Source organism: Hydrogenivirga sp., assembly GCF_056450045.1.
Genome location: NZ_JBWONM010000071.1, coordinates 1 through 2,712, shown reverse-complemented (window position 1 = coordinate 2,712; position 2,712 = coordinate 1). Strand labels below are relative to the sequence as shown.

The 2,712-nt window shown below is 52.4% G+C and carries 2 protein-coding genes; both read left to right on the top strand.

The genetic code is table 11. From position 1 onward, the window contains the following. Positions 1-29: 29 nt before the first annotated feature. Positions 30-665 (top strand): phosphoserine phosphatase PspA, encoded by a 636-nt coding sequence (pspA, locus tag AC1HCM_RS02970; RefSeq protein WP_479460289.1) that lies wholly within the window; start codon positions 30-32, stop codon positions 663-665. Further along, positions 640-2,712: tetratricopeptide repeat protein (locus AC1HCM_RS02965; protein ID WP_479460288.1), on the top strand; the 2,073-nt coding region annotated here is incomplete at its 3' end. The genes pspA and AC1HCM_RS02965, both read left to right, overlap by 26 nt.

The following is a 2,712-nucleotide window of genomic DNA, read 5'->3' as shown; positions in this document are numbered from 1 at the left end:
TACCCTGTGATAAAATATGAAGCCTACAGATGCTAAAGCTCGTGGTTGTCAGACATGCGGAAAGCCAATGGAATCCTATCGGTCGCTATCAGGGACTCCTTGACCCGGACCTGACCCAGAGGGGGAGGCTTCAGGCTGAAGCTCTCGCTTCAGAGCTTAAGAAGGAGAACATATCTCGCATATACACCTCCCCTCTCAAGAGGACCTATGAGACCGCTAAGATAATAGCCCAGAAACTTGGAGCTCCGCTCCACAAGGAGGAGAGGGTCATAGAGATAGACCACGGGAACTGGTCGGGTATGCTCGTTGAGGAGGTAAGGGAAAGGTTCCCTGAGGAGTTCCGCCTATGGATAGAGGAGCCCCATAAGGTGAAGTTTGAGGGCGGTGAGAGCCTCCAGGACGTTTACGAAAGGGTGAAGGACTTCCTTCAGGATATAAAGGAGAGGCACAGGGAGGAGACGGTTGCCGTCGTTTCCCACACAGTACCTATAAGGTGCATGTACTGCGCCCTCTTAGAGGTTGAACTGACAAAGTTCTGGAGTTTTGGTTGCGACAACGCTTCCTACTCCGTAGTCCTCATGGAGGAAGAGAGGAACGTCCTTCAAAAGCTGAACATAACCTGCCATCTGGGGGAGTTGTATGTTGAAGCTCACAGGGCTCTTTAGCCTTCTGATACTTATAGCTCTGACCTTTGGACAGCCCCTCAGCGAGAGCATAAGCCTTAAAGTCAAGGTGGTCGGGAGGGTCCTGGAGGACAAGCCCAAGCTCCTCCCACCGGACAAGATAGATGTGAGCTCCTCCCTCTCCTACCTTGACCTGTCGGGCAGGCTCCTTGAACCCCCCCACAGGATTGAGGAGATGAAGATAGAGGCTCCCAAGGAAGGGGGAGGTTGTGGGGGACCCAAGGACAGGTCTTACTACACAGCGGGCGTGAAGTACTACCTGAAGGGTGAACTCAAGAAGGCTGAAAGCAGGATGCTTGACGTTCTCACGGTCCAGAGCTCAGCCTTCAGCCCTATGGCTGAGTACGTGCTCGGTCTCATATACTCAAGGGAAGGTAAGCTTGAAAAGGCTGAGAAGTTTCTCAGGAGCTCCTGCAACGCCCAGCACCAGTACAAACAGGCTGCCTGTGAAGCCTTTTACGGGATCAGCTTCAAGCTAAGGGGTGAGCCGGTAAAGACCGAAAGTCCGGAGCTCTGGAGGATAGTGTACGAGATAAGGACCTCCGGTGAGGTGAACTCTCCAAGCTGTAAGGGAGTCGTGTTCAAGGACTACTGCTCCTACGTAAAGAGCTTCGCCGCAGGCGAGATAGATGAGGATTACAGGGAGAGCACGGAGCTTCGCAGGGCTATAGTCCTTCTGAAGGAGGATAGGCTCGCTGAGTCTGGGGAGATACTCAGGAGGCATCTCTCACCCACGGACAGGCACAGAAGCATCGCCCTTTATTACCTGGGGGTGATAGCCTACAAGAAGGGGAAGGAAAGAGAGGCTTACAGGTACGCTTCTCTGCTTGAAACCACAGAAGAGGAGCTCGCCAAAAACCTCTTCCTGCTTATATCGGGGAAAGACCCTTTGCTCTCAAGGATAGCCTACGAGGTTACGGGCTCTAAGGAAGCTCTCAGAGTGTCTGGCATACACTCTTACAACAGGGGTAGGTATAAGATAGCTTACGCTGAACTCACCAAGGCTGGGGAGCACATGCTCGCAGCCCTTGCGGCTATAAGGGAGGGGGACTACAAGAGGGCGTACCTCTCCCTAAAGAACGTATCCTCCAAGGACAGGGACTACTACCTCTGGCTCTTAGAGACCCTCTACTGGCTCGGCAAGGACGGGGAGATGGAGAAGGTACTCAAAGACATTGAAAGCTCCTATCCAGACCTGTACCGGGAGTACATGGGTTGGCTAAGCTTCAGGAAGGGGGACTGGCTCAGTGCCTACAGGCTATTCAAAGACCCCTACCATAGAGCGATAGCTCTCTTCAATGCGGGCAGGTATGAAGAGGTCCTTAAGACTCTTAAGGACACGAAGAGCCTCAAGGAGAGGCTGCTAAAGGCAAAGGCAGCCATATCCTTAGGGATGGGTGGGCTCGCCCGAAAGTTCCTGACCCAGGAAAGCCCCGAAGAGATATACCTCTTGGGAATGAGCTACTTTATAGAGGGGAAATACAGAGAGGCTATCAGCTACTTTAAGAAGCTCTTAAAGGAGGAAGCCCTCAAGAGCAGAGCTATGTTGAGGATAGCGGACTCATACTACAACCTCGGGAACTACGACAACGCACGGATGCTCTATAAGGAGATACTCAGCCTCTACCCTGACTCTCCGGAGGCTACCGATGCAACCCTCGCCTTAGCACAGATTGAGCTTCAGAAGCCGAGCGGTGACCTTGAGAGGCTTATAGTTGAGTTTGAGAGCAAGTTCCCGGGCTCACCTATGATACCCGATCTCAAGTACCAGCTTGCTTCCCTCTACCTGAAGGAGGGAAAGAAGGAGGAGGCTAAGAAGATACTTGAGGAACTCCTTGAACTTGAGGCTTACAGACCAAGAGCGATGCTCAAGCTCGCCGAAATTGAGGAGAACCCTGTCAGGAAGGAGGAGATGCTCAAGGAGGTAATAAAGATCGGCGGTAAGAAGGAAAAGAAAAGGGCAACCGCCATGCTCATGAGCCTCTATCTTGAGAAAAAGGAGTTTGAGAAGCTCGCCGACTTCCTCAGC

Excerpts from the sequence above, each read along its gene's own strand:
- pspA (WP_479460289.1), top strand. The coding sequence starts at position 30 with ATGCTAAAGCTCGTGGTTGTCAGACATGCGGAAAGCCAATGGAATCCT.